Annotated in this window: 22 protein-coding genes; 8 read left to right on the top strand and 14 right to left on the bottom strand. The window is 66.0% G+C overall.

Going from position 1 to position 26,018, the window contains the following annotated elements; genetic code table 11:
* The first annotated feature begins 138 nt into the window (after positions 1-138).
* Positions 139-705 (top strand): helix-turn-helix domain-containing protein, encoded by a 567-nt coding sequence (locus ABZW16_RS24850; protein WP_354958395.1) that lies wholly within the window; start codon positions 139-141, stop codon positions 703-705.
* 1 nt (position 706) lies between these two features.
* On the opposite strand, the gene ABZW16_RS24855 is transcribed toward ABZW16_RS24850, so the two are convergent.
* Complete coding sequence (locus tag ABZW16_RS24855; protein WP_354958396.1) at positions 707-2,194, bottom strand: amidohydrolase family protein; 1,488 nt, start codon at positions 2,192-2,194, stop codon at positions 707-709.
* Positions 2,195-2,512: 318 nt separating this feature from the next.
* Here ABZW16_RS24855 and ABZW16_RS24860 point away from each other — a divergent pair, with 318 nt between their 5' ends.
* Positions 2,513-3,304 (top strand): SDR family NAD(P)-dependent oxidoreductase, encoded by a 792-nt coding sequence (locus ABZW16_RS24860; protein WP_354958397.1) that lies wholly within the window; start codon positions 2,513-2,515, stop codon positions 3,302-3,304.
* A gap of 161 nt (positions 3,305-3,465) precedes the next feature.
* On the opposite strand, the gene ABZW16_RS24865 is transcribed toward ABZW16_RS24860, so the two are convergent.
* Both ABZW16_RS24865 and ABZW16_RS24870 read right to left on the bottom strand, forming a co-directional pair.
* The gene (locus ABZW16_RS24865; RefSeq protein WP_354958398.1) at positions 3,466-4,227 is read right to left on the bottom strand and encodes an ABC transporter permease; all 762 of its coding nucleotides are present in this window, start codon (positions 4,225-4,227) and stop codon (positions 3,466-3,468) included.
* The gene (locus ABZW16_RS24870; RefSeq protein WP_354958399.1) at positions 4,224-5,501 is read right to left on the bottom strand and encodes a glycosyltransferase; all 1,278 of its coding nucleotides are present in this window, start codon (positions 5,499-5,501) and stop codon (positions 4,224-4,226) included. Before ABZW16_RS24870 ends, ABZW16_RS24865 begins: the two co-directional genes overlap by 4 nt.
* 79 nt (positions 5,502-5,580) lie before the next feature.
* Between ABZW16_RS24870 and ABZW16_RS24875 the strand changes: the two genes are divergently transcribed.
* A complete protein-coding gene (locus tag ABZW16_RS24875) occupies positions 5,581-8,166 on the top strand; it encodes a cytochrome P450 (protein ID WP_354958400.1) in 2,586 nt (861 codons plus the stop codon).
* 43 nt (positions 8,167-8,209) lie between these two features.
* Positions 8,210-9,028: an SDR family oxidoreductase gene (locus ABZW16_RS24880; protein ID WP_354958401.1), complete on the top strand. Its 819-nt coding sequence runs from the start codon at positions 8,210-8,212 to the stop codon at positions 9,026-9,028.
* 368 nt (positions 9,029-9,396) lie between these two features.
* On the opposite strand, the gene ABZW16_RS24885 is transcribed toward ABZW16_RS24880, so the two are convergent.
* Both ABZW16_RS24885 and ABZW16_RS24890 read right to left on the bottom strand, forming a co-directional pair.
* The gene (locus ABZW16_RS24885; protein ID WP_354958402.1) at positions 9,397-10,188 is read right to left on the bottom strand and encodes a hypothetical protein; all 792 of its coding nucleotides are present in this window, start codon (positions 10,186-10,188) and stop codon (positions 9,397-9,399) included.
* 85 nt (positions 10,189-10,273) lie between these two features.
* A complete protein-coding gene (locus ABZW16_RS24890) occupies positions 10,274-10,783 on the bottom strand; it encodes a MarR family transcriptional regulator (protein WP_354958403.1) in 510 nt (169 codons plus the stop codon).
* A 149-nt stretch (positions 10,784-10,932) separates the two neighbouring features.
* On the opposite strand from ABZW16_RS24890, the gene ABZW16_RS24895 reads away from it, so the two are divergent.
* From ABZW16_RS24895 to ABZW16_RS24905, 3 genes are all read left to right on the top strand, one after another.
* Entirely contained in the window at positions 10,933-11,358 is a 426-nt protein-coding gene (locus ABZW16_RS24895) for a cupin domain-containing protein (protein ID WP_354958440.1), read from the top strand.
* A gap of 324 nt (positions 11,359-11,682) precedes the next feature.
* The gene (locus ABZW16_RS24900; RefSeq protein WP_354958404.1) at positions 11,683-12,141 is read left to right on the top strand and encodes a hypothetical protein; all 459 of its coding nucleotides are present in this window, start codon (positions 11,683-11,685) and stop codon (positions 12,139-12,141) included.
* 12 nt (positions 12,142-12,153) lie between these two features.
* Entirely contained in the window at positions 12,154-13,116 is a 963-nt protein-coding gene (locus tag ABZW16_RS24905) for a hypothetical protein (RefSeq protein ID WP_354958405.1), read from the top strand.
* 65 nt (positions 13,117-13,181) lie between these two features.
* Here ABZW16_RS24905 and ABZW16_RS24910 read toward each other — a convergent pair whose 3' ends face one another.
* From ABZW16_RS24910 to ABZW16_RS24920, 3 genes are all read right to left on the bottom strand, one after another.
* Entirely contained in the window at positions 13,182-13,415 is a 234-nt protein-coding gene (locus ABZW16_RS24910) for a helix-turn-helix domain-containing protein (protein ID WP_062991895.1), read from the bottom strand.
* Between the two features lie 151 nt (positions 13,416-13,566).
* Positions 13,567-15,198 (bottom strand): ABC-F family ATP-binding cassette domain-containing protein, encoded by a 1,632-nt coding sequence (locus tag ABZW16_RS24915; protein WP_354958407.1) that lies wholly within the window; start codon positions 15,196-15,198, stop codon positions 13,567-13,569.
* 146 nt (positions 15,199-15,344) lie between these two features.
* Positions 15,345-16,421, bottom strand: coding sequence for a phage tail tip lysozyme (locus ABZW16_RS24920; protein WP_354958408.1), 1,077 nt, complete (start codon positions 16,419-16,421; stop codon positions 15,345-15,347).
* Positions 16,422-16,582: 161 nt separating this feature from the next.
* Between ABZW16_RS24920 and ABZW16_RS24925 the strand changes: the two genes are divergently transcribed.
* Positions 16,583-17,347, top strand: coding sequence for an SDR family oxidoreductase (locus ABZW16_RS24925; protein WP_354958410.1), 765 nt, complete (start codon positions 16,583-16,585; stop codon positions 17,345-17,347).
* 127 nt (positions 17,348-17,474) lie between these two features.
* Here ABZW16_RS24925 and ABZW16_RS24930 read toward each other — a convergent pair whose 3' ends face one another.
* The 6 genes from ABZW16_RS24930 to ABZW16_RS24955 are packed head-to-tail and all read right to left on the bottom strand — an operon-like array spanning position 17,475 to position 25,835.
* Positions 17,475-19,679: an MMPL family transporter gene (locus ABZW16_RS24930; protein WP_354958411.1), complete on the bottom strand. Its 2,205-nt coding sequence runs from the start codon at positions 19,677-19,679 to the stop codon at positions 17,475-17,477.
* Between the two features lie 20 nt (positions 19,680-19,699).
* Positions 19,700-21,118: a cytochrome P450 gene (locus ABZW16_RS24935; protein WP_354958412.1), complete on the bottom strand. Its 1,419-nt coding sequence runs from the start codon at positions 21,116-21,118 to the stop codon at positions 19,700-19,702.
* Positions 21,119-21,174: 56 nt separating this feature from the next.
* Complete coding sequence (locus ABZW16_RS24940; protein WP_354958413.1) at positions 21,175-22,227, bottom strand: NAD-dependent epimerase/dehydratase family protein; 1,053 nt, start codon at positions 22,225-22,227, stop codon at positions 21,175-21,177.
* Entirely contained in the window at positions 22,200-23,891 is a 1,692-nt protein-coding gene (locus tag ABZW16_RS24945) for a fatty acid CoA ligase family protein (RefSeq protein WP_354958414.1), read from the bottom strand. Before ABZW16_RS24945 ends, ABZW16_RS24940 begins: the two co-directional genes overlap by 28 nt.
* The gene (locus ABZW16_RS24950) at positions 23,888-24,796 is read right to left on the bottom strand and encodes a hypothetical protein (RefSeq protein ID WP_354958415.1); all 909 of its coding nucleotides are present in this window, start codon (positions 24,794-24,796) and stop codon (positions 23,888-23,890) included. Before ABZW16_RS24950 ends, ABZW16_RS24945 begins: the two co-directional genes overlap by 4 nt.
* Position 24,797: 1 nt before the next feature.
* Entirely contained in the window at positions 24,798-25,835 is a 1,038-nt protein-coding gene (locus ABZW16_RS24955; protein ID WP_354958416.1) for a 3-oxoacyl-[acyl-carrier-protein] synthase III C-terminal domain-containing protein, read from the bottom strand.
* Positions 25,836-26,018 lie beyond the last annotated feature (183 nt).

Genomic DNA, 26,018 nt, shown 5'->3' on the forward strand with positions numbered 1-26,018 from the left:
CGACGGAAGATACAGCGGATGCGGCGACAGCTCAACCCACGGCACCCCGAGTCGTGGGGGGGGCCCCCCCCCCCCCCCGGGGGGGGCCCCCGCACCTCTTCACATTGCTTGCCCGCTTCGCTCGGAGGAGCCCGCCAGATGCCCAAGGTCAGTGACGATCACCTCGCCGCCCGGCGTAGTCAGATACTCGACGGGGCGCGGGCCTGTTTCGCCGAATACGGGTACGACGGCGCCACCGTGCGCCGCTTGGAGGAAGCCATCGGCCTGTCCCGTGGCGCGATCTTCCATCACTTCCGCGATAAGGACGCCCTGTTCCTCGCACTGGCACAGGAAGATGCCAATCGCATGGCCGATGTCGCGGCCAATCAGGGCCTAGTGCAGGTCATGCGCGATATGCTGGCCCATCCCGAGCAATTCAATTGGCTCGGAACGCGTTTGGAGATCGCGCGCCGGTTGCGCACCGATCCGGAGTTCCGCGCGGGCTGGTCGCAGCGCTCGGCCGAGCTGACCGCCGCGACCCTCGCCCGGCTCGAACGGCGCAAGGCCGCTGGCGCCCTACGCGACGATGTACCCACCGACGTCCTACTCGGCTATCTGGACCTGGTACTCGACGGGCTCATCGCCCGCATCGCGTCCGGGCACACCAACGAAAACCTTTCCGCGGTACTGGATCTGGTCGAAGCCTCGGTGCGCCGCAAGGACTGAGTCAGCCGCAGCATCCTCCGCGCGGACCGTCCGGCGGCGGCGCGGAATTCACCTGTTCCGCGGCCGTTTCGACCTCGCGCAGGATGCGGTCTCGGTCTTCGGGCGCCAGGTACTGTCCCCGGCACACCACGGCATGGATGCGCCGGGTATTGCCGATCGAGACGAGCGGATCACCGTCCAGCACAACCAGATCCGCGAATTTTCCGGGCTCGACGGTGCCGGTGAGGTGTGCCATGCCCAGGCATCGCGCGGCGTCGCGGGTCGCCGCCTGCAATGTTCGCATCGGCGAAAGACCGGCCTGCACCAGCAGTTCCAGCTCCTCGTGCAGCGCGAAACCGGGAAAGACGAACGGGTTGCCCGCATCGGTGCCCGCCACGATGCCGACACCGGCCTCGTACATTGTCGCGAGCAGACGCAGGCGGGCCGCATAGTTCCGCTGCAACACCGCACTCTGCTCGGCCGGCAGTGCTGCGGCCTGGCCCTGCCACATCTGCTGGAAGTAGGCGGGCAGATAGCGCAGTCGCTCGTCATTGGGATCGCCCGGCGGTCGACCGGTCATCAGACGCTGCTGGACCACCAAAGTCGGTGACTGCCAGCAATTGTGCCGGATCATCTGGTCGATCAGGGCCGCCGCTCGTTCGGGGCTGTGCGTTTCCGCGGCGGCCTGTTCGAGTCGAATCCGGTTCGCCCGCCACCCATCCGGATCAGCTTCGATCTCCGCGTACAGTTCGTCCGCGCGCGACGACGTGGACAGCAGCATCCCGTACATATGCTCGATCGTGTACTGACCGAGGTCGACCGCCTCCTGGACCGGGATCAGGTTGGGCACATGTCCGGCAAAGCGCAGCCCGATCTTGTTCGCCTCATCCGCGATGGCCGTGAGGGCTGCACGTGACAGCAGCGAGTAGACCTTGATGAAGTCCGCGCCGCCCTGCGCGGCTCGCCGTACCGCGGCTCTGGCCTCGGTACCGGTGGACACCACCTCGGAGCCCGGCCAGATACCGGGCGGGCCGTCGATGATATTGCTCGCGATCACGATCCGCGGACCGAACGCCTGTCCCAGTTCGATGCGCTTGCGCAGGTCGTGGGTTTGCGGGTCACCCCACATCTCGCGAACCCCGGTGACGCCGTTGACCACATGCAGCGGCGGAAAGAACTGCTCCGCCGACGGCACGTGGGTATGCATATCCCACAGCCCCGGAATCACGAACTTGCCCGTCAGATCCACCACCCGCACCTGCGGCGGCAACGGCAGGTCCGCGAACCCGCCCACAGCCACGATCCGGTCCCCCGCGAGCACAATGGTCGTATCCGGGCGCGGCGCCGCGCCGGTCCCGTCGGTCAGCGTGGCACCGGACAACACCGAAATCGGCTCGGCCGCAACCGGATCCGCACCGGCGGGCGCACCGCCGACCACACCACTCGCAATAGCTCCGGCAGCTGCGCCGGTCAGCACCGCGAGAAACTCGGCCCGACTGATCTCCCGCACCACGACTCCTCCCTGATACCCGGACCGATGCTACGACACAGCCCGCCGATCGATACGCATGATGCGTTGGCAGGCAGAGCCTTTCGAGCATCGGACCGACACCGAAGGTCTGCCTACCCGACGGTAGCCGATAATTCGGCCGGTTTCGGCGCTCATCGAGCCGAACCTGTCCTCGTCGCTGGCACCTGGTATCGATGCGCACCGGATCAGCACGGGCAAGTGCGACCGATTCCAGGACTGACGGCAGCCGCCGCGCACGACGACACCGGGGACTGCGAATGTCTCGCGAAATGCGGAATCTCGACAATAATCGTCGGCATGGACCTGAACGGAGCACGCGTACTGATCACCGGCGCGACCGGCGGAATCGGGGTCGCGATCGCCGCCGCGGTGGCCGCGCGAGGCGCGAGTGTGGTGCTGTCCGGACGCCGAGCCGAGGAACTCGACAAGGTCGCGACCCGGTTCGGCGCACGAGCGGTCGTCGCGGACCTCGCCGTGCCCGGCGGTGCCGAGAAGCTGGTCGAAGAGGCCGGTGACCTCGATGTCGTCATCGCCAATGCCGCGCTGCCCGGGTCGGGCGATCTGCTCGACTTTTCGCTGCCGGAGATCGATCGCGCACTGGAGGTCAATCTGCGCGCCCCGATCGTGCTGGCCCGCCTCGCCGGTGCGCGAATGGCCGAGCGCGGCAAGGGCCACCTGGTGTTCATCAACTCCCTGTCCGGCAAGGCCGCATCCGGTAAGGCGGCGATGTACAACGCGACAAAATTCGGACTCCGCGGCTTCGCCCTGGCATTGCGCGCTGATATGCAAGAGCGCGGCGTCGGCGTCTCGTCGATCTACCCCGGATTCGTCAGGGACGCGGGTATGTTCGCCAAATCCGGCGCGGCATTACCACCGGGCGTCGGCACCCGAAGCCCGGAAGACGTCGCCAACGCCGTGGTCCGAGCCATCGAACGGAATATCGCCGAAACAGACGTAGCCCCGCTGCCCGTCCGCCTGGGCGCAAGCTTCGCTCTGATCGCCCCCAATCTCGCGAACCGTGTCCAGGGCCTACTCGGCGCCGACAAGGTCATAACCGAACTAGCCGCCGGTCAACGCGACATGCGCTGAGTCCTACAACAGGATGCGACGCGGCTTCGACGCCGGATATCCCGCCCGCCGCATCGAATGACGAACAACCCGTTCGCTCGCCATATAGCACCGAGCACGCCGCGACACCCGATTCGGGCGCCGCGGCGTTCTTTGCGCGCGGGCAACCCGGCCGCCTGAGGTCAGTGGTGGGACAGGCGGCTGAAGACGACACTGGCGCCGGCGAATCCGAGGAGACCGAGGACGACGCACCAGAGGATGGCCAGCGGGGCGTGGTGTCCGGTGCCGGTGGAGTTGAGGAGGCCGCGCACCGTTTCGATGATGGGGGTGGCGGGCTGGTAGTCGGCGAAGCCGCGCAGCCAGTGCGGCATGGTGGTGGTTTGGACGAAGGCGCTGCTGATGTACGGGATGAACATGATGGCGTAGGTGAGGCCGCCCGCGGCTTCCGGGTTCTTGGCGATCAGCCCCAGGGCAACCGCGATCCACGAGATGGCCGTCACGAACAGGGTGATCATCGCGAGGGCCGCCAGCCAGCCGAGTAGACCCGCCTGGGGACGGTAGCCGAGCGCGAGCGCCACCGAAACCGCGATCATAATGGCCGCGAGATTGCGCAGCACCCCCTCTGCGACATGCCCGGCCAGGACGGCCTGCCGGAACATCGGCAAGGTGCGGAACCGGTCGATACTGCCCCTTGTCATATCGGTCGACACGGCGGTGGCGGTGATCGATGAACCGAAACCCGTGCACAGCAACATGATTCCGGGCACGACGTAGTCCAGGTAGGGGCCGCCGACATCGATGGCCCCGCCGAAGACATAGGTGAACAGCAGCATCACCAGAATCGGCATGAGCAGCGAAATGATCAGGGTGTCGCGGCTGCGCAGCGTATGCCGGACGCAGCGCCGGAACATGACGAGGGTGTCGGCGAAGACGTCGATCGTCACCGGGCGGCGGCCTCTACGATGTCCGCGGTGCGCGCGGCGGCATCCTCGGTACCCAGCGTCTTGGCGAATTCCGCTGCGCGGGTGCAACGTTCGGGCGTCAACAGTGACGCGACCCCCTGCTCGAGCCGCGCCTCGGTGAGCCGGGTGAACGGCAGATGCGCACCGACACCGAGGCGCTCGACCTGCCCACCCCACATCGGCTGCTCGAACGATACCGAGCAGACGAGCGTCGGCAATCCGGCGCGCAGGCTCTCGAACAGCGTCCCGATACCACCGTGATGCACCGCGGCGACACAGTGCGGAAAGACCAGGTCGTGTGCGAACGGACCGACGACCTTGACGTTCGGGCCCGCCTGCGCATCGGCGATATCCAGATCACTCCACCCCGCGCTCACCAGGGCGCGCACCCCCAGCCGAGCCGACACCTCGGACACCATTGCCAGCACCGCCGCGGTATCCCGGATCGGCATACTGCCGAAACCGAAGAATACCGGCGCCTCGCCTGACTCGATCCAGGACAGGATCCCCGCATGGTCGCCAGCTAATTCGCCGACGGCCTCGCGGGCGGCGTGATCGAGGGTCAGAAATCCGGTGAACGGCCTGCGCTCATCCCACTCCTGCGGCAGTCCCGGAACCAGCGCCGGATCGTAGATCTGTACCTCGGGGACGTGCGCGCGGGCCAGCACGGCGGCCGTACTCGCCCGCGATTTCGGCAGCCCGAGCGTTGCCCGCAGATCATTGAGGTAGCGCATGAACACCACGCGGCGCAGATTCTCCGCGATCGTCCAGGTCGCCCGATTCACGGCGGCGGGCGGATTCCAGTGCGTCGGCAGCGCACCGGGAAACGGATATGCGCCATTGCTGCGGCACGGGAAGTAATGCAGGCTGACCAGCGGAACGCCCATCGCCTCGGCAACCGAACTGGCCCGATCCTCGGTGACGGTACTGGCCACGATCAGGTCGGCCCCCGCGCAGACATCGATGACCTCGCGATTCATCTGCTGGGCGTAATCGGCCATCTGACGGGCCACCAATTGCATCAGCCGCAGCGTATTTCCGGCCGCGAGTGCCCGCTGTCCGGCATCCGAACTGTAGAGCTGCTGCACATCGGGTCCGCAGGCGACGGCGGCGAGGCCGGTGGCCGTGGCGAATTCGACAAGGTTCGGCGGCGCCCCGAGCAACACGTCGTGGCCGCGGCGGCGCAACTCCAGTCCCAGCGCTACGACCGGCTGGACATCTCCACGAGTTCCGGTGAGCGGAATCGCTATTTTCAAGGCGGCTCTTTCGGGTATTGGGCACCTGACCCGACTCCGAGCGGATAGTCCACAGAACTATGGGCTCTCGACGTGGGGCATGTATCAGTACAGTGCCATTGTGCACATCGCGATGTTCATGGACTACCACCCGACCACGCTGGGCGGGATCCAGACCGCGGTCGACTCACTGTGCCGCGGACTCGAACGCGCGGGGCACCGCGTCACCCTCTTCGTCGCGCCGCTGTCGGGGGCGCACGCGGACCCTGATGTGGTCGAGCTGCGCGCCGTGGGCGGTCTCGAGGTCAACGGTTTCCCGGTTGTGCTGCCGAGCAAGCACAATGCCGCACTGATCGACGCCGCCTTCGCCGCGCGCGGCCCGATCGACCTGGTGCACACCCACACCACCTACGGTGTCGCCATCGCGGGCATGAAGGCGGCGCGGCGACACCGGATTCCGCTGATCCACACCGCCCAGAGTCGCGACGACGCCTTCATCGAGAACACCTCGCCCGCACCGTATCCGGCGGCCCTGGCGCTGCGCGCACTGCACGGCCGGTTCGTACCGCATCGCCAGCACATGCCGCACCGCGCCGAAAGCCGAGCAGCCCGCCATGCCTGGTGGACCATCGTCGGGCAAGCGCAGGCGGCCGATCGGGTGATCGCGCCGACGCAGCACTTCGCCGATCTATTGCTCGCGCACGGTCTGACCCGTCCGATTCGGGTGGTATCCAACGGTGTGGACGATGATCTGATCAAAAGCGCCAGCGGCGCAAAGGTTTCCGATCGCGCGCCGGACGCTCCGTTGCGGCTCATCTGGTGCGGGCGGTTGTCCGCCGAGAAGCGGCTGCTCGAATCGATCGACGCCGTGCGGCTCGTCGATGACTGCACCCTCGATATCTACGGTGACGGTGACCTGCGCGCCGCGGCCGAGGTCGCTATTGCCGAACACCGCCTGGAGGACCGAATCCGTGTGCACGGCAGGGTCACTCAGGCCGAATGCCTCGCGGCCATGTCCAGCGGCGACGCACTGCTGTTTCCCTCACACGGTTTCGACACCCAGGGCATGGTCCTCTTGGAGGCGGTAGCGGTGGGCCTGCCGATCATCTACTGCGATCCCGATCTGGGCGAATCGGTGCCGACCGGTGGTGGCGTGTGTACCGCCGATCCGTCGGCTGCCGCGATGGCCGATATCATCGCGAAACTCAACGCTGATCGCACCGCATTCGACCACATGCGCGAGGTCCTTGCCGCACACAGCGACTCGGTGCGGCAATCACAGCAGACCGGGACGGTGCTCGAAATCTATCGCCGGGCCCGCGAAGAGTCCGCGCGGAGTCCAGAATTGGTCATGCCACAATCTCTTTCAGAGGTCCCGACTGCGCCCGGCGCGCTACCACTGGTGGGACACAGCCTGCGGGCGCTGCGCGACGCGCCCGGATTCGTCACCTCATTGGCCGACCTCGGGCCGATCGTGCGTATCCACTTCGGCCAGAAGACCGGATATCTGCTCACCACACCGGATCTCGTGCGCGAGGTCGGACTCGGCGATGCCGAACTCAATCGCGATGACCTGCGTGAGGCGATCAAGGACGTCGCGGGTGGATCGGTGAACGTCCTGCGCGGCGACGAACACAAACTGCGGCGCCGGATGATCGCGCCCGCGCTGCGGCAGAGCCGCCTCGCCGAATACACGGGGTCGGCGGCCGATATCGCCGAAACCTGGTCAGCGGGACTACCTTCGGATGGGCACGTGAATCTGATGGACGAGGCCCATGGCCTGATCCTCGACACTGTCTCTTCGACACTGTTCACGGCCGATTTCAGCGATGACGCACGCCGGGAGATCCGGGACAGTGTGCCGTGGCTGCTCAGTCAGGTCATCCTGCGCACCGCGCTACCGCCGCAGGTGCGCCGCCTGCGGCTCATCGCGAACTGGCGCTGGCGCAGGAAGGCACATCACCTGCGCGCCGCCATCGGCGACGTTATCGCCGAATACCGCCGCCGCGATGAGGATTTCAACGATGTGGTGTCAGCGCTGATCCGACATACCGACAGCGAGACCGGTGCGAAACTGTCCGATGAGCACATTATCGACGAGGCGATTCTCATGCTGGCCGGAGGCGTCGGCTCGATGGCATCGCTGACGGGCTGGCTCTGGCACGAGGTCATGCGCCGCCCACATATCGCCGAGCGGCTGTACGCCGAACTCGACGCTGTGGTCGGATCGGGCCCGGTCCGGCCCGAACATCTCGGCGCACTTCCCTATCTGAAACAGGTTGTGGCGGAGACACTTCGCTTCTGGGGCCCGTGGATCAGCGCGGGCACCGCCGACGGCGATGTCACCATCGGCGGACTGACCATTCCGGACGGTACGGCAATCATGTTCAGCCCCTATCTGGTTCAGCACGACAAGCGGTACTTCACCGATCCGGAATCCTTCGACCCGGACCGCTGGTCGCCCGAGCGCGCCGCCGATATCGATAAGAAGGCCAACCTGTCCTTCGGCGTCGGCCGTCGCCGCTGCCTGGGCGACCATTTCGCCACGATCGAAATCGGCCTGGCCGCCGCGGCCCTGCTGGCCCGCTGGCGGCCGATCCCCGACCCGCACTATGTGGTGCGCGCATCGAATCGGGACTTCGTCCTTTCGCCGTCGGCACTGCCGGTCACCCTGCGTCCACGTTGACCACTTGCTTGGAGTGCACTCCAGGTGACTACCGTGTGATCGTATGAGCAAAGTTTGGTTCATCACCGGAGTCTCACGAGGATTCGGCCGGGAATGGGCGCTCGCCGCACTCGAGCGCGGCGACCGGGTAGCCGGGACAGCCCGCGACCTGACCACACTGGACGATCTGGTCGCCAAATATCCGGATACCTTCCTGCCCCTGCGGTTGGATGTCACCGATCGCGCCGACGACTTCGCCGCCGTCCAGCAGGCCGCCGAACGGTTCGGACGGCTCGATATCGTGATCAACAACGCGGGCTACGGCCAGTTCGGCATGATCGAGGAACTCAGCGAGGACGAACTCCGAGCGCAGTTGGAGACCAATGTCTTCGGCGCACTGTGGGTCACCCAGGCGGCACTGCCGATTCTGCGAGCCCAGGGCAGCGGCCACATCATCCAGGTCTCCAGCATCGGCGGCATCTCGGCCTTCCAGAATCTCGGGGCGTACCACGCGTCGAAGTGGGCGCTGGAAGGGTTCTCCCAGTCCCTCGCGCAGGAAGTCGCACCGTTCGGCATCCACGTGACCCTGATCGAGCCAGGTGGTTTCGATACCGACTGGGCCGGTCCGTCCGCGCACCACGCCACCCCGATTCCGGCCTACGATCCGGCCAGGGCAGCCAGGGCCGCGCAGCGTTCCGCGGTGCGCCGGGGCGATCCGGCCGCCACCAGCGGCGCCATCCTGGCCGTCGTCGACGCACCGGAGCCGCCGCTGCGGATCTTCCTCGGCGAAGTCCCCCTGGCGATCGCGACCGCGGACTACGAATCCCGCCTGGAACTCTGGCGCAAGTGGCAGCCGATCTCCGCTGCGGCACAGGGTGATTGAGCGGTATCGAAGCAAGTGCAGTGCCGCCGGGGAGAGTCGGGATATTGGTGGATCCCTCCCCGGCGGCGCCACTATCCGAGACCGCGCCCTCGCTGGCAGATGGCGCGGGTACTGGCCGAGGGGTACGGCCTGGCACCGCCGCGCCATCTGGAAGTCACGGACGCCTCCGTGACCCCTCCATCGAAACCCAATGGCGCGTCAGCGAATTCAGACTCTACGACGCGACCACCCGCCGCACAGCATCCTTGCAGCAATTTAGGGAGTGTGATGCACGCAACTCCGCGCAAGAGCGCTGATGATCACCGGAATCCGCACCGTACTCGGGCAATTGCCGACTTCCGGTACGAAAACCACCCGGCACACGGCGTTCAGTAGGTGGCATTGAGATAGTTGGCGGCATGGGTCGTCCACAGCACATTGGTGCCGGGCATGTTGTGCCCGGAGTAGAGCACGTGCTGACCGTCCGGCCACGGCGTCAGATAGCCGATGACACCATCGACCGCGGCGGCGTACCGGTTGAGATCGGCGATCGGATTACTCATCAGGAAGCGGAGCAGTTCGGCGAAGATCAGCGGAGTCACATTGCCGATGCGGGCGCCTTCCACGAAGGAAAACGGCGAAATGCCGACATCGATCACGCGCAATGGGGAGTCGCCGGGTGAAGAGGTGATGATGTCACCCGGATTCGCGTACTCCTTGACATCGAGCGCAGGCCAGGCACCGCGTTCACCGTGCAGCCCATAGGTCGATGCCGGGCAGAGATTGCCGACCGACTGACCGCGCTTGCGCAGCGGGTTGGCGATATTGACCGCGAACGCGATCTCGAGCGGCGAGCCGTCGGTGTTCTTATATTTCCCCGACCGCACCCCTTCCAGAATCTTGCTGGCACAGATGCCACCGAGCGAATAGCTCAGCAGCCCACAGACATTCGGCGAGTCCTGAATCGCCTTGACACCGGCGGCGACACCGAGGCGGATGGAGGTGTCCAGCGATGGACCCCACACATCCGGGCTCGGTCCGACCGAGGCGGGCCAGTCCGGTTCGAACGCGGTAAAGCGAGCGGTATCGAGCAGCTTGGTGACATCGTGCAGCATCCCGGCCGGTGTTCCATTGCTGTTCCGCGGCTCGCCCGTGCCGCGGAGGGTAATGATGTCGATCATCGGTAGCCTCCTTGTGTACCGCGCTTCGATGCGATAACTCCAGGTTGAACCGATAACCTCGCTGGCACCCGAGTATCGGGCTACTTCATTTCGCGTCGTGTTCGAGACTGCCGAGCAGTACCCGGACGATGCGGTCCAGATCCTTGCGGTCCCGCGCCGAAAGCACCGACAAGATGCGGGTTTCATTCTCGGTATGCGCGGTGACCACCTTGTCGATCAGCGCGCGACCAGCATCGGTCAAAGCAACCCGGACGGCACGGCGATCCGCCGCATCGGCGATCCGCCGGACCAACCCCGCCGACTCCAGGCGATCGAGCCGCCCGGTCATTCCGGCACGCGACATCATCAGCGTGTCGGCGAGCACTGACGGATTCAACTCGAACGGCTCCCCCGAACGACGCAGCGCGGCAAGCACATCGAACTCCCCACGCTGCAGTCCGTGCGCGGCGAAGACCGCCTCGATATCCCGCTGCGCGATTACGAACAGTCTGCCGAGCCGTCCGATCACGGCCATCGCCTCCAGTTCGAGGTCCGGCCGTTCCCGACGCCACTGCCCGACGATCGCGTCCACCGGATCCGACTGCATCTCACCCATGGACAAGATTCTATTCGATGGGATATAGTTCGGTAGCGAATTATCAACAAGCGAATCAACTGGAGAACGTCATGAACGCCACCACCGACCGCAAGTTCGCCATCCGCCAGCCGCAGGATGCCGAGACCCTGGTGACCCCTTCGGTCACCATGCGCCTGCTCATCGACTCGAACGAGGCGGGCGGCGCGGTCAGCCACCTGGAGGTCAACATGGATCAGGGCGCCGACGGCGCAGCGCCGCACTACCACACCAAGTCGGACGAACTGTTCTACGTCGCCGACGGCGAACTGCAGGTCCTGGCCGGAGACGAGATCGTTACCGTCGCCGCGGGCGGATCGATCGTGGTGCCCAAACTCATGCCGCACGCCTTCGGCGCCACCCCGGACAGCTCGGCCCGAATCCTGATCGCCCTCATGCCCGCCGTCGAACGCTTCGGCTACTTCCGCCTGCTCGACCGTCTCGTCAAGGGCGAGGCCACCTTCGAGGAACTGGCGGCCTCCCAGGAGGAGTTCGACAACTGGTTCGTGGACTCGCCGCAGTGGTGGGCCGAGCGCAATGCAAATCGCCGCGGCTGATCACCTGCAGCGGCGATACGGTCGCGATCGAGCGCGAATTCGAGTGGGACGACGCAACGGCCGCATCCGCACCCGCGGATGCACAGCCGCCAATCCCGGGCAATACCGACCGAACGATAACCGTCCGGAAGTAGCTCGGTGATTGCGGGAACCGGTTTGCCATCTTACCGAAAATCTTTCGGCGCTAGCGCATCCCGAGCCTGAATCCGGTTTGCCAGCGGCGGTGAAATCTCTCGATCCGGACCGTGCGGGACACCTCGCGCGTTATGATCCAGTTCCCGCTCGGGAGTCCTGGCAAATCGCGAGCAGATCGGAGAGTTCACTATGACCGACGCAATCCACCTCCCCGGTACCGCACCGACGGGTGACCGCGTCCCCGCGTTGCAGGGACTGTTGGTGGCCGAGTCGGAACGAGATTTCACCGTCAGAGTGACCGAAGGAACATGGACCTTCCGCCGGGACGACGTACTTCGGGTAGTGGACTGGACCGATGGCGCGGCCACCGAGCGCGATGGCCGCCCGGTGCTGATGGATATCCGTCCCGGCGCCACCGCCGATTTCACCCGGCGCCTGCGCATCGACCTCGTCGACCGGCCGATGACTTTGGCCGCGGAACCCTCCGCGGCGCTGGGAGATGAAGCGCTGCAACAACTCACCGCATCCTGGGCCGACCGCCTCCAGCTCGCCGACTACCCGGGCACCAGCGGGGCAACCTTCACCTACTGCCAAACCAAATCGCTCGCGACCAGCGACGACGGCATCAACTGCGACAGTCTCGACTGAGCAGGACTGCGCATGGCGGCGCGCCGGACGGGTTCGGTCCTCATCGTCTCCGAATCCGATGATCTGCACGGCACCGCGATGGCGGCGACGTTGCGAGAACACCACGGGCTCAGCCCGATTCAGCTCGACCTGCGCGACTTCCCGCGCGAATCCGGAAGTTTCCGGCTCGATCGGCACGGCACCGCGCGTTCGCTATCGCATGTGATCGGCCTCGATGACGTCCGGTCGGTCTGGTGGCGAAGAGCGCATCCGGCACAGGTGCCCGCCGGTGTGCGCGCCTCGGATGACGCCTACCGTCAGGCCGAATGCGATGGCTTCATCCAGGGATTGCTGTGGTCGATACCCGCATACTGGGTCAACGATCCCGGCGCCGATCGGACCGCGAGCCGCAAGATCGTGCAGTTGGAGACCGCACAGCGGGCCGGATTCGCGGTTCCGGAGACGCTGATCACCAATGATCCGGACGAGGCGCGCAGCTTCGTCGAATCACGTTCCGGCCCGGTCGTTTACAAGCGCACCGGCACCGGGCGCGCCGAATTCGCCGAGACCAGAATTATCACCAAGGCCGATTTCGGCCGACTCGCGGGCATCCGCTCCGCGCCGACCACCTTCCAGGACTACGTCGAGGCCACCTGCGATGTGCGGGTGGTGTGGATGGACGGCGTCGAATGGGCGGTCCGGATCGACTCGCAGTCCGGCGTCGGTCGGGTCGACTCGCGGCTGGATACCACCGTCGACTTCGCTCCCGAACATCTGCCCGCGTCGGTCAGCAAGTCGCTGGCCACACTCATGGGAGCACTCGGCCTGAGCTTCGGCGTGCTCGATCTGCGCCTCGGCCTCGACGGCGAGTACTACTTTCTCGAGGTCAACCCACAGGGCCAGTTCGCGTATCTGGAGATCAAGACGGGCCTGCCGATATTCCGCAGCCTCGCCAACCTGCTGGTCAACGGCGACGGCGCGGTGCCGGGCTACTAGCGCGCTCGACTGACCTCGGTGTCGGCGAAATCCATTCGCCGAAACCGGGATTCAGATCCCTAACGCTACTGGCCCTTGCGGCGGTTGGCACCGCCGCGGCTGCGGAGCTGCACATGCGACTCCACCAGCACGTTGTGGATGAAACCGTAGGAGCGGCCGGTGGACCGGGCCAGCGATCGAATGCTGGCACCCGCCTCGTACTGCTTCTTCAGCTGGGTTTGCAAACGGTCTCGTGATTTCCCCGTGACGCGTGTGCCCTTACCCAGTGTGGCCTTGACTTGTGTGGGCCTGTCGCTCATGGCTTCCTCCGAGTCGCCGAGCCGCGTCCTTCCAGGCTAAACACTCAGCAAGCTGTGATCAACGGGTCTTTGTGATGAATATCACCGATCACCCGAATTGAGGGAGTGAAAACCTACCGCCCACAACGAAACTCCGTCGAGACAGCCCCGATCAGGCCAGCTGAATCAGCTCCAAATACTCCGCCGACCAGTGGTCTTCCTGGCCGTCCGGCAGCAAGATCACCCGTTCCGGGGACAGCGCCTCGGCCGCGCCCGGATCGTGGGTGACCAGCACGACGGCACCGGCATAGGTGCGCAGCGCGTCGAGCACCTGCTCGCGCGAGATCGGGTCGAGGTTATTGGTCGGCTCGTCGAGCAGCAGCACATTGGCGGCCGAGGAGACCAGTCCGGCCAGCGCGAGCCGGGTCTTCTCACCGCCGGAGAGGGTGCCAGCGGGCTGTTCCAGCTGGGGTCCGGAGAACATGAACGCGCCGAGCAGCCCGCGCAGCTCCTGTTCACCGGCGTCCGGTGCCGCGTGACGGATGTTCTCCCACACCGTGGCCTGGTCGTCGAGGGTGTCGTGCTCCTGCGCGAAGTAGCCGACTTTGAGCCCGTGACCTGGGACGAGACCGCCCGCCGTCGGCGTCTCCACCCCGGCGAGCAGGCGCAGCAGCGTGGTCTTGCCCGCACCGTTGAGGCCGAGCACCACAACCCGGCTGCCGCGGTCGATGGCCAGATCGACGCCGGTGAAGATCTCCAGCGAGCCGTAGACCTTGGTCAGGTTCTCCGCCATCAGCGGCGTCTTGCCGCAGGCGGCGGGTTCGGGGAATTTGATCCGCGCGACCTTGTCGGCCACCCGGACGTCATCGAGTTCGGCCATCAAGCGGTCCGCGCGCTTGGCCATGTTCTGTGCCGCCGTGGCCTTGGTGGCCTTGGCGCCGAGCTTGGCCGCCTGCGCGCGCAGGGCGCTGGCCTTCTTCTCGGCATTGGCGCGTTCCCGGCGGCGGCGCTGTTCATCGGTGGCGCGCGCGTCCAGATACTTCTGCCAACCCATGTTGTAGACGTCGGCCTCCCCGCGCACGGCGTCCAGGAACCAGACCTTGTTCACCACATCGCCGAGCAGTTCGACATCGTGGCTGATCACGATCAGACCGCCATCGTGGTTCTGCAGGAAGCCGCGCAGCCAGGTGATGGAATCGGCGTCGAGGTGGTTGGTCGGCTCGTCGAGCAGCAGGATGGTGTCCGAGCGCCCCCCGCTGCCATCGGAGGCGGCAAACAGGATGCGCGCCAACTCGATTCGGCGACGCTGACCACCGGACAGCGTCCGCAGCGCCTGGCCTAGTACCCGATCGGGCAGACCGAGGCTATTGCAGATGCGGGCCGCTTCGCTCTCGGCCACATAGCCGCCGAGCGCGGAGAAGCGCTCCTCCAGCCGACCGTATTTGCGCACCGCCTTCTCGCGTTCGGCATCATCGACCACCTCGGCCATCAGCGCCTGCTGCTTCTCCATATCACGCAGCAGGGTGTCCAGGCCGCGGGCGGAGAGCACGCGATCGCGGGCGAGCACGTTCAGATCGCCCTCGCGCGGATCCTGCGGGAGATAGCCGATGTCGCTGGAGCGCAAAATCTTTCCGGCGTAAGGCTCACCCTCCCCCGCCAGAATGCGCAGCGTGGTGGTCTTGCCCGCGCCATTGCGTCCGACCAGTCCGATCCGGTCGCCGGCCTGCACCCGCAGCGCGGGCCCGGGGGCCGACAGCAGGGTGCGGACTCCGGCCCGGACCTCCAGGTCCGTCGCGGTGATCACAGACTTCTCCTACGGGGTACGTGGTGCGGTCAGTTGCTCGATTGTGCGACGTGTACACGCACAAGAACCACTGATTTTACCCGGCTCCAGAGGTGCTACTGACACCCGCGATCCAGGTGTGACCGCACTAACTCCGCGGCTCGGTGCTATACCGCCATAGCGGCCATGCTCGACGCGATGCTGTTGGCATTCGCGACGCGCTTGCCGCGTGCCTCACCGGAGCTGCGTTCGTAGTACTGATCGAACGCCGCCGCGGCGGCACCGGCCGAGGTCGCCGACGTGAGATGGCCGTACGCGCCCGACTCGCTGCCCTTCAGTTCGTGGATCATGAAATCGACTTGGAGACTCCAGTCGGTGACAGACCGGTGCTGGGGGTCACTGGCGGCGAAAGCCTCGAGAGCGTGTCGTCGCCCGCCTTCCCACTGGCACAGACCGATGGCGCCTTCGTTGGGGTTGTAGGCACCGGTATCGAAATCCGATTCGACCTGCATATTGCCCAAGATGCCCGCCGCTTGCTCCGGTGTGAAGCCCTTCTTGCGCAGGTACTGATAGATCTCGCTGGCCGTTGCCTGCTGACCGCCGCTGATGGGTTCGGCAGTGGCGTAATTGCCGAGACCTGCTGGTCCGGTACCGCTGCGGCGGTTGCCACCGCTGCCGGTGTAAGTCGGAAAGCTGTTGCCGCTCCCGATCGAATTCGGGGCACTACCGCTGTGGTCCGACTCCGGGTCGGTGACCTCTCCGGCGTGGTCGTCCAATGCGTTGTATGCGTCCGAGACTGCCTGCGCCGTTTTACCGAACTTCTCACTGATCTTGTCGATGGCGGCAATCTGCAACTCGATGCTGCGCGGCAGTGCCACATCGGTCAGATTCGGCACACCAGCCATAATGTCCTTGATGTCGCCCACCAGTTTCGTGACCTCCTTGGTCACGGTGTTGGACACATCGGCCGATTTCGCCGCGATCTGGGCGATATTGCTGTCCAGCGAGTTCAGATCGTCTTTATATTTCGTGTCGTCGCTCTGTTTGGCATGGTATTTCGCGACGAGATCGCCTTCCTTCAGCTGCGACTCTCCGAGGCCACTCAGACCATCGACCGTAATCGACTTCGCCGAACCGTCGCCCACCGGCTTTACCAACTTCGTCAACGCCGCCTCTATGTGACTGGCGCAGGCATTGAGGATAGGTGCATCCGGGCGCGACGGCAGCGATGTGTCGACAGCCATATCTCACCTTCCGTCGATACCTCTCCGGCAGCTTAATCGCAGCTAGGCGCCTTGCCCCGACCATCGGGTCCCCGCCTGTGGGAACAGTCGCGCCGGGTCGATATCGCGCAACCCCGACCGGGTCCGCTCGGCGGATTTCAACAGCGGTAGCGTGCCATCACATGACGACCGATCTGTTGGGCAAGAGCGCACTCGTTACCGGAGCCAGCCGTGGCATCGGTAAGGCCGTCGCGGCGGAACTGTTGCGCCGTGGGGCCAATGTGGTGATCACCGCGCGTAAGCCGGAGCCGCTCGAGGAGACGGCCGCCGAACTGCGGGCGCTCGGCCATCGGGGCGAGGTCAGCGCGCTGGCGGGCAATTCGGGTGATGCCGATAGCCGGGCCGCGGCGGTGGGCCGGGTGGTCTCGGAATTCGGCTCGCTGGACATCCTGATCAACAACACCGGCATCAATCCGGTCTACGGCTCGCTGATGGACGCCGATCTGGAGGCGGTGCGCAAGATCTTCGACGTCAATGTGGTCGCCGCCCTCGGCTACGTGCAGGAGGCGTACAAGGCCTGGATGCGCGAGCACGGCGGCGCGGTGGTCAATGTGGCCAGCGTCGCTGGCCTGCGCTCGACCGGTGTGATCGCGGCGTACGGTGCGTCCAAGGCCGCGCTGATCCGGCTCACCGATGAATTGGCCTGGCAGTTGGGTCCGAATATCCGGGTGAACGCGGTTGCACCGGGTGTTGTGAAGACCAAGTTCGCCGACGCGCTGTACTCGGCCGACGAGGAGCAGGCGGCGAGTGTGTATCCGATGAAGCGGCTCGGCACGCCGGAGGATGTTGCGCGGCTGATCGGATTCCTGGCCTCGGATGAGGCCGCATGGATCACCGGAGAGACGATCCGCGTCGACGGTGGGTTGCTCTCGACCGGTGGAATCTGAGTCGTATCAGGACAATCCACTATCGACCGATGGAACCTGATACGACCGAGGGCAATCCGATATCAACTCTCCACTGAGACCGATGGCCGCGCGGCGAATACCGCGCGGCCATCAGCGTTCTCGTGATCTACACCCGCGTGGGCTGGCGCAGATCGTCCGGGTCGGGCAGTACCGCCGGCACGGACGGTCCCTCGTCGAATCCGAAACGCTCGTGCAGCTTTTCGAGCGGACCCGGTGCCCACCAGTTCCAGTCGCCGAGCAATTTCATGACCGCGGGCAGTAGGAAGCCGCGCACCAGGGTTGCGTCCACCAGCACCGCCAGCGGCAGACCGATACCGAAGGACTTCATGAAGGTGATGTCGGAGGCCAGGAATCCCAGGAACACCAGGGAGATCAGGACCGCGGCGGCGGTGACGATCCGGCCGATCTTCTCCAGTCCGTGTGCGACGGCGGAATCGTTCTTGCCGGTGCGTTCGTATTCTTCGAGGATCCGTGACAGCAGGAACACCTGGTAGTCCATGGCCAGACCGAATGCGACACCGAAGAGCATGACCGGCACCGTCGGCGGCAGATCGCCGGTCACGGTGAAATCGAGCAGGCCCGACAGGTGACCGTCCTGGAAGATCCAGACCAGCGCGCCGAAGGTCGCGGTGAGGCTGAGCGCGCTGAGCACGATCGCCACCAGCGGCAGCACCACACTGCCGGTCAGCAGGAACAGCACGATCAGCATGATGATCACGACGTAGGCCAGGGCCACCGGCAGCGCCGAGGTCACCGCGTCGAGTGAATCGGCGCTGGCAGCCGCGATACCGCCGACCAAACGCTGCGACGGTGCCGGCACCGCGCGCAGATCCTTCGCGACCCGGTCCAGCAGACCCGGATCGCTGGTATCCGGTGTCACCGAGAGGTACGCGGCATCCTTGGTCTCGAAATGCGCGTGCTGCGCCGTGCCCGCGACGAGCTGACCGCCGTGCGCGTAGCTACCGGTGGCGGTGTCGACGCGGCGGACATTGTCGACCTCGGAGAGTTTGCGCGCGTAGGCATCAAGTCCAGATTTGCCGTCGGGCAGCACCACGAACAGCCCATTGGTCTCTGTCGCCGTGAAATCGCGCTGGATGATCTCGGTGATCTGCCGGTTGTTCATCGACTCCGGCAGGGCCCGCTGATCCGGGAAGCCGAGCTTCACCCCGAGGAACGGGGTACCGAGCAGCAGTAGGAAGGCCGTGACCGCCAGACCGATGGGCATCGGCTTGCGCATGACGAAGACCGCGAGCCGGTGCCAGAAGCCCTCGCCCGGTGCGGGCCGCTGCGGACGGAAGAACCAGCCGAGCTGGCCGCGATCGATGCGGCTGCCGAGCAGCAGCAGAATCGCGGGCAGCACCGTCAGCGAGACTGTCGCGGCGATGACAGCGACCGCCAGACCCGCGTAACCCATGGAACGCACCGCCAGCAGCGGGAAGAAAAGCAGACCCGACAGCGCCACCGCGACGGTGATGGCAGAGAAGGCCACGGTGCGTCCGGCCGAACGCATGGTCGCGGCCACGGCCGGTCCGGTCGGCGCACCGGCGGCCAGTTCATCGCGATAGCGGCTGATGATCAGCAAGCTGTAATCGATCGCCAGGCCGAGGCCGAGCAGCGTGGCGACATTGGTCGCGGTCGCGGCGAGATCGGTGACCAGTGTGATGAGCCAGAGCGCACCCATGGTGATCATCACCGTCACCGCGGCAACGACCAGCGGCAGGCTGGCCGCCACCAAACCGCCGAACACGAACAGCAGCGCCACCAGCGTGATCGGGAAGGCGATGGATTCGCCGAGGGCGGCGTCCTTCTCGCTCTGTTTCACGGTCTCGTGCAACAGCATCGCGTAGCCGCCGACCCGCACCTCGACCGGGCCGTGGGTGCCGCCGTAGCGATCCGCGAGCCCGCCGACCTTCTGGTCGACTTCGCCCTCCGCACCGAGGATGCTGGCGACGATCAGGCCGGATTTGCCGTCGTCGCTGCGCAGGGCGGGTGATTTGTCCATCCAGTAGGACATGACACCCGCGACGCCCGGTTCGTCTTTGAGCTTCAGCGCCAATTTGACCGCGGCGGTGGCGGCGTCCGGATCGTCTACCGAGGTGCCGCTGTGCACCAGCAGCACCAGGTTCGGCGGCGCCTGACCGAACGTATCGCGCAAAATCTCGGTGGCCCGGCTGGCTTCGCCACCGGGATCGCTGTAGCCGCCACCCTGTACCTTGTCGAACAACGTCGAGCTGAGCATCCCCATTGCCAGCGCGAGCACGACGAAGACGCCGAGTATCCACTTGCTTCGCCGCTTGGTCAGTTCGAACACCGCCACACCCTCATCACTCGTTAAGCCGCGCCGCGTTCGCTCCCTGACGAATCCGCGACGTGCCCGGATTGCACCTGCCTGGCCACCACCCGCATCGGCAGATGCTTCGGGTGCACCAGGGCGCCGATCACCGTCTCTTGCACCGCGATACCGGGCATCGGGCGCAGGCGCCAGCGCCCGCAAATCGTAGCAACCTGTAGCGCAACCTCGGTGAGCGAGAACACATTTCCCGGACATTGCCGGGTGCCCATGCCAAAGGGCAGGTAGGCGCCCTTTGGCCGGGACTCCATGGCCGCGGGCAGCCAGCGGTCCGGGTCGAACCGGTCCGGATCCGGGAACACCGCCGGATCCCGGTGCACCGCAACCGGACACACCAGCAGCATGGCCCCCTTGGGCAGCGCCCGGCCGCCGAGTTCATAGTTCGCCGGCACGTCGCGCACGGTGAGCCAGGGCGAGTACACGCGCAGCGTCTCCATGACGATCCGCTTGGTCAGCTCGAGCTGGGCGAGATCGGCGAATTCGGCAGGGCGACCGCCGAGCACGGCGTCGATCTCCGCATGGAAAGCGGCCTCCAGCTCGGGATTTCGGCCCAGTTCGTGGAAGACCCAGGACAGCGTCATACCGGTGGCTTCGGTGCCGCCGACCAGGAAGTTGATCAGCTCATCGTGCACCTGGGCGTCGGTGAGCGCGACACCGTCCTCATCGCGGGCCTTGATCAGGGTGTCGAGCAGGTCGCCGTGGTCGAGGGTCGGATCGGCGGCGAGATCGGCTCGATAGGCCGCGATGATCTTGCTGGTGGCCGACTTCATCCCGGCGACAAGACCTTCGAAGCGACGGTTGCTCGGCAGCGGCAGCCGGTCGATCCAGGCCGGGCGGGTGACCCGGCGGGCGAGCAACGTCATCACCGGCGTGAGCATCTCGTGGATTTCGGCGCCGGTCTCCGCGCCGAGGTCCCCGGAGAACAGCGCTCCGGCGACGGTGCGCAGCGCGAGGTCGTGCATCTCGGTATTGACGACGACCATTTGGCCATCGCGCCAGGCATCGGCCTGCTCGGCACCGAGGCGGGTCATCACGGTGGCGTACTGCGCGATGCGGCCGCGCGCGAAGGCCGGGGCGATCATTCGGCGTTCCCGCTTGTGCTGTGGACCGGACAGCACGGTGACGCCAGCGCCGAGCAGCGCCTCGGCCCGATCGATCATCGAACCCTGATCGGAGAGACCGACGAAGGCCTCGCGGATCAGATCCGGTTCGGTGACCACGTAGGTGTCATAACCGGGAATCTTCACCCGCACCACGGGGCCGAGCTCCGAGAGTGTCTGCAGGAAGCGGTAGGGCCTGCGGGCCAGGCGGTGTGAATGTCCGATGAGGGGGAGGGCGCCCGGTGCGGTCGGCACCTCGACGGTGCGGGTCGGGCGGCTGGTCAGCCGGGTGGTCATCATGCGAGCCTCCTAGGCGTGGATCGACTTCCGCTCCGGGGCGGAGCGGCGGCCGTAAGTCATCCGCGGGCGATCACGGCATCGACGCCACCGACCTGTTCGACCCAGTCGATGTAGGCGGCCAGCCCGTCGGCCAGCGATACCGTCGGCGCGTAGCCGAAATCCCGTGTGGCGGCGCTGGTGTCGTAGGTGTTGGATACGGTCAGTGCCGCAGTGGTCCAGCTCGACAGCGGCGGCGCGTAGCGTTCCTTGATCGCTGGCACCCGCCAGATGGTGTCGAAAACCGCTATGGCGGCCTCGAATACCGGTTTCGGGATGGTCCGGGTCGGTGGCGTCAGATCCAGAGCGACGGCGAGGTCCTTGACGAACTTCCACAGGTCGACATCCTCGGGATCGGCGAGGAAGTAGGCATTGCCCGCGACCTGATCCGAGCGCGCCGCCTGCAGGCAGGCCCGGGCGGCGTGTTCGCAATAGGTGATCGACACCATCACGCTCTTGCCACCGGAGAGGTCGGGCAGTTTGCCGGACTTCAGTTTGCGCAGCAGCAGCGTCATCCAGCCCGATGAGCGCGGCCCCCAGATCATCCGCGGCCGCAGCGCGCAGGTGACGAAATCGGGGGTGTTGCTGGCCAGGACGAGCTGTTCGGCGGCGGCCTTGGTCGCCACGTACAGGCTCTTCGGATCGGTCACATACGGCTCGGACTCGTCGATGCCGAAGCGGTCGGTGTCATAGGAGGTCGCGACCGAGGGACTGCTGACGAAGACGAACCGGCCGACACCGGCCTCCCGCGCGGCCCGCATCAGCCGCCGGGTGCCTTCGACATTGGCCGCCCAGAACTGGGCCCGGCTGCCGACCTCGGCGACCAGTCCGGCGCTGTGGTAGACCACATCGACGTCCTTACAGGCGGTGACCAGCGATTCGTAGTCGCCGAGATCGCCTGCCACCGTTTCGAGTCCGGGCACCGTCGACAGGTACCCGAGATCGCTCGACGGCCGGACGATCGCGCGCACCTCATCGCCCGCGGCGACCGCGCCGTCGACGATATGGCTGCCCAGGAATCCGGTTGCCCCGGTGACCAATGCCTTCATGGCCGCATACCCTTTCCGGCCCATTCGGCCAATTCCTCGCGCCCGATCTTGGCGTTATGCCGGATATCGACAGGGAATCCGGGATGGGCGCGGAATACCTTGATGGACCTGGTTACTTCGCGTTCACGCGCGATGGACCACAGTTCCCGCTGCACCCGCGGGATCTCCGAGGTGGCGACGCCGGAGCGCAATTCGAAGCACAGCACCGGGATCTGCGCGCCCGGCTCGCCGACTCCGACGAGTGCGGTGCGATGCACATCCGGATGGGTGTTGAAGATCTGCTCGCACTGGACGGTGAACAGATCACCGGCGGCCGTGCGGACCCGCTGGGCCGCGCGGCCGCAGAACCACAGTCGTCCGGACTCGTCCTGCCAGGCCAGGTCCCCGACGCGGTGCCAGCGGCGCACGGTGCCGTCCGGGCGGATCTCATCGATCTTGTTGCGGGCATCGGCGGTCGCGTTGCGATGGTATGCGGTGCTGACCTGTGCACCGGTGGCGACGATTTCGCCGATCCGGCCCGGTGGCAGCACCAGATCGTCGTGCCAGGTCGGGATTTCGTTGTCGGAGATGGCGATGATGCGAACCCGAGTGTCACTCTCCGATTCCGCGATCGGGCGTCCGACACAGGTGCCAGCGCCCGCGGCGGTCTGCTTGCGGGTTTCGTCGAGCTCGGACCATTCGAGGGTGGTCAGCGGCAGCGCCTCGGTCGCGCCGTAGGTGGTGAAGACCTGTGCGGTCTCGCCGAGCGCGGCCCGAACGTGGGCCAGTGCGTCCAGATTCGCGGGTGCGCCCATGGAGATCACCCGGACCAGGCTCGGCAGTGCGGTGCCGGTCCGCGTCAGATATTCGCCAAGTGGCCCGAGCAATGCGGGCGATGCCGTGACGTCGGTGGCATCGAAAGACCGCACCACATCGGCGAGCAATGCCGGATCCGCCTTCGACACCCGCACCGGATCCACCGGTCCGAGCACCACATGCGCCCCCTGCAGCAGATCGAAGATGCCGAACAGCGGTACCGAGGTCAGCGAGACGAAACCCGTTGGGCGGCCATGCAATCGCTCGATCACCCGCAGCGAGGCGGCGAATCCGGCTCTGCTGAATTCGACGCCCTTCGCCGGTCCGGTGCTGCCGGTGGTGAAGGCGATCATCAGCAGATCGTCGGGTGCGTGGGCGACCTGGGGTGCGACCGCGCCGGGCGTCTGCCGCATGGCGAGCAGCGTATGCCCGCCCCAGTACGAACGTCCCGCGGTCACGTGCACCCGCACCGAACGGAAGGTCCGCCGCGCCGCGAGCCGCACCAGATGTGCCAGCGGGATCCCGATGAACGCCGCCGCGCCGACGCTGCGGAAGCAGTGCAGCATGCGGCGCACACCCATGCCCGGATCCACCACCACGGGCACGGCGCCGACCCGGAACAGCGCGAAGATCACCGCGAACAGATCGGGATCGGGCTTGACCATGACAATGGTCTTGACGCCCTTGGTGATCCCGATCCGTTCGAATGCCGCCGCATACGCCTCGACCCGCGCGCCGAGTTCGGCGAAGGTCAGCACCGCGAATCCGAGATCCGCCGCGCGCCCGGCACGTTCGGGGCGGGCGACCGTCGGATAGCTGATGGCGGGGAGATCGGCGCGCTGCCGGATCTGGTGATCCAGCAGCGCGCTCAGATCGGTAAGCTCCTGGCTCACCCCGCACCACCGGCGGGGACGGTGTAGCTCACGCATCCGGCGATCGGACCGGATCCCGCGGCCACCAAAAGCAATTCGTCACCGGCCGACAGCTCACCGGTTTCCAACAGTTGGTGATAGCCGATGATCAGACCCGAACTGCCCGCGTCCAGATCGCCGGTCGCGGCCTGATGTATTCGGGCGAAACCGAATTCGCCCGCCATGGTGGCCGCGAAGTCGGGCACCGGGTTATTGGTGATCAGCACGCGCCGCGCCTCCGGCCGCTCGGCGAGGTAGGAGCGGACCGCGGCAAAGGCCGCGCCGGTGACCAGTTCGGCGTAGTCGTCGGCGACATCGACGGTGATCGAGCGCTGTCCGTCGTTGCCCATCGCCTTCAGATCGAGGTATCCGGCGACACCGGGATGGGTGCCGACCGCGCGCGGCAGCGGCGCCGGGATGTGCACCCGATCGAAACCGGTGCCCTCATCGATACCCTTGGTCACCAGCAGCGCCGCACCGACCGCGGCATAGCGGAAGTCGGCAGGTGCGTGCCCGGCGCCGCCCGGATGGGCGTCACTGGCGACGATCAGGACCCGCTCGACCGTGCCGTTCTGCAGCAGCGCGCCCGCGGCCTGCAGTGCGTTTAGCACGCCGCAGGACCCGTTGCGCAGATCGAGCGAGAACCCCGCCCGTGCGGAGCCGACCTGGTAGTCCAGGTGCATCCCCAGTTCCTTCTGGATCAACGCCGCATTGGACGGCTCGACGATATTGCTGTCGCGGTAGACGCCCACATTGATCAGCACGTCGATATCGTTGGGCGCCACGCCCGCCCCCGAGAGGCACTCCTCGCCCGCCCGCACCGCGTGATCAATGGAACCGAGGGTCGGGTCGGCGCTGACGGCGGACCGGCGAACAATAAACGTCATTTCATCCCACCAATGCACTGATAGTTGCCGACAAGACGCCGAAGACCATTCCGGACGCGGTCGGTACGAAACAGATCTTCGCGCCCTTCGGGATCTCGCCACGGGAAATATAGTCGTGCAGTACCAGGAAATGCGTGCTTGCCCCGGTGTTGCCGTATTTCTCGACGGTCGCCAGGCGCGGCGGCATTTCGGTGCCGTGAATCTTGCTACCGGACTCGGCGAGCTTCTCGGTGAATCCGACACCGAGCTGATGGAACACGATGAAGTCGAACTTCTCGTCGGCGAATGTGGTGCCGCGTTTTGCGAGAATATCGCTGTGGAATTTCGCCCAGGTTTCACGGCGCGGCGCGGCCTGCATGGTGAGATTGTCGGTCAACATGATCATGTTCTCGCTGGCATCGCTCGGTTTGGCGATGCATAACGGCGAGTACTCGGCGCAGGTGGTCAGATCGACATAGTGCAGCACATCGTCTTCGTCGACCGCCGGGTCGAGAATGACCGCCACCGCCGCGTCCGCGAGGGTGAGCGCGGCGAACTGCCGATCGCGCACATCGATCGCCTCGGCGAGCGCACCCTCGGTCACCGGCGAGATCACCTCGGGCGTGACCACCATGCCGTTGCGCACGACACCGGCACGAATCATGTTGTCGAGCAGATAGATTCCGGTCATGGTGCCGCCACAGGCATTCGCCACATCATAGCCTGAGGCGTTGACCGCACCGATGCGCCGGCCGATCTCCTGCGCTGCCGACGGCTCGAAGACCATGTGGAAGCCGTCGTGCACGGTGGTGCCGCCGCAGATGATGATGTCCAGTTCGGCGGCGTCCAGACCGGATTTGGCCAGTGCGTCCTGCGCGGCGCTGGCACCCAGGGTCAGGGTGTCCTCGATGGTGCGGTCCACCATATAGCGGTGCGTGATGCCGGTAATTCGCTCGACGTCGAAATCGCCGCCGCTCGTCATCCGACCGAGTACTTCGGAGGTGGTGTATTCGCCAGCCGGAAGGACGGCTCCAAGGGCGCGTAATCGGGAAGAATTCACCGTAGCGGTCCTTTCGACAGAGACAGGCAGCACGAACTACCCATTTGGCGCGACAATGGCCTCGGGCAGGGGTGCAGGAATTCCGTTCCACAGAATTGGGGAACAGCGAGCGACGAAATCCACACTGATTTCGGCAATCACGTCCGGATTGCCCGACCCTGGGCAATCCATCCGACAACGCCG

Origin of the sequence: Nocardia sp. NPDC004604 (genome assembly GCF_040609795.1) — a bacterium.
Lineage (GTDB): Bacteria > Actinomycetota > Actinomycetes > Mycobacteriales > Mycobacteriaceae > Nocardia.

Excerpts from the sequence above, each read along its gene's own strand:
- ABZW16_RS24850 (WP_354958395.1), top strand. The coding sequence starts at position 139 with ATGCCCAAGGTCAGTGACGATCACCTCGCCGCCCGGCGTAGTCAGATA.
- ABZW16_RS24860 (WP_354958397.1), top strand. The coding sequence starts at position 2,513 with ATGGACCTGAACGGAGCACGCGTACTGATCACCGGCGCGACCGGCGGA.
- ABZW16_RS24875 (WP_354958400.1), top strand. The coding sequence starts at position 5,581 with ATGTATCAGTACAGTGCCATTGTGCACATCGCGATGTTCATGGACTAC.
- ABZW16_RS24880 (WP_354958401.1), top strand. The coding sequence starts at position 8,210 with ATGAGCAAAGTTTGGTTCATCACCGGAGTCTCACGAGGATTCGGCCGG.
- ABZW16_RS24885 (WP_354958402.1), bottom strand. The coding sequence starts at position 10,188 with ATGATCGACATCATTACCCTCCGCGGCACGGGCGAGCCGCGGAACAGC.
- ABZW16_RS24890 (WP_354958403.1), bottom strand. The coding sequence starts at position 10,783 with ATGGGTGAGATGCAGTCGGATCCGGTGGACGCGATCGTCGGGCAGTGG.
- ABZW16_RS24895 (WP_354958440.1), top strand. The coding sequence starts at position 10,933 with ATGCGCCTGCTCATCGACTCGAACGAGGCGGGCGGCGCGGTCAGCCAC.
- ABZW16_RS24900 (WP_354958404.1), top strand. The coding sequence starts at position 11,683 with ATGACCGACGCAATCCACCTCCCCGGTACCGCACCGACGGGTGACCGC.
- ABZW16_RS24905 (WP_354958405.1), top strand. The coding sequence starts at position 12,154 with ATGGCGGCGCGCCGGACGGGTTCGGTCCTCATCGTCTCCGAATCCGAT.
- ABZW16_RS24910 (WP_062991895.1), bottom strand. The coding sequence starts at position 13,415 with ATGAGCGACAGGCCCACACAAGTCAAGGCCACACTGGGTAAGGGCACA.
- ABZW16_RS24920 (WP_354958408.1), bottom strand. The coding sequence starts at position 16,421 with ATGGCTGTCGACACATCGCTGCCGTCGCGCCCGGATGCACCTATCCTC.
- ABZW16_RS24925 (WP_354958410.1), top strand. The coding sequence starts at position 16,583 with ATGACGACCGATCTGTTGGGCAAGAGCGCACTCGTTACCGGAGCCAGC.
- ABZW16_RS24935 (WP_354958412.1), bottom strand. The coding sequence starts at position 21,118 with ATGATGACCACCCGGCTGACCAGCCGCCCGACCCGCACCGTCGAGGTG.
- ABZW16_RS24940 (WP_354958413.1), bottom strand. The coding sequence starts at position 22,227 with ATGGGCCGGAAAGGGTATGCGGCCATGAAGGCATTGGTCACCGGGGCA.
- ABZW16_RS24950 (WP_354958415.1), bottom strand. The coding sequence starts at position 24,796 with ATGACGTTTATTGTTCGCCGGTCCGCCGTCAGCGCCGACCCGACCCTC.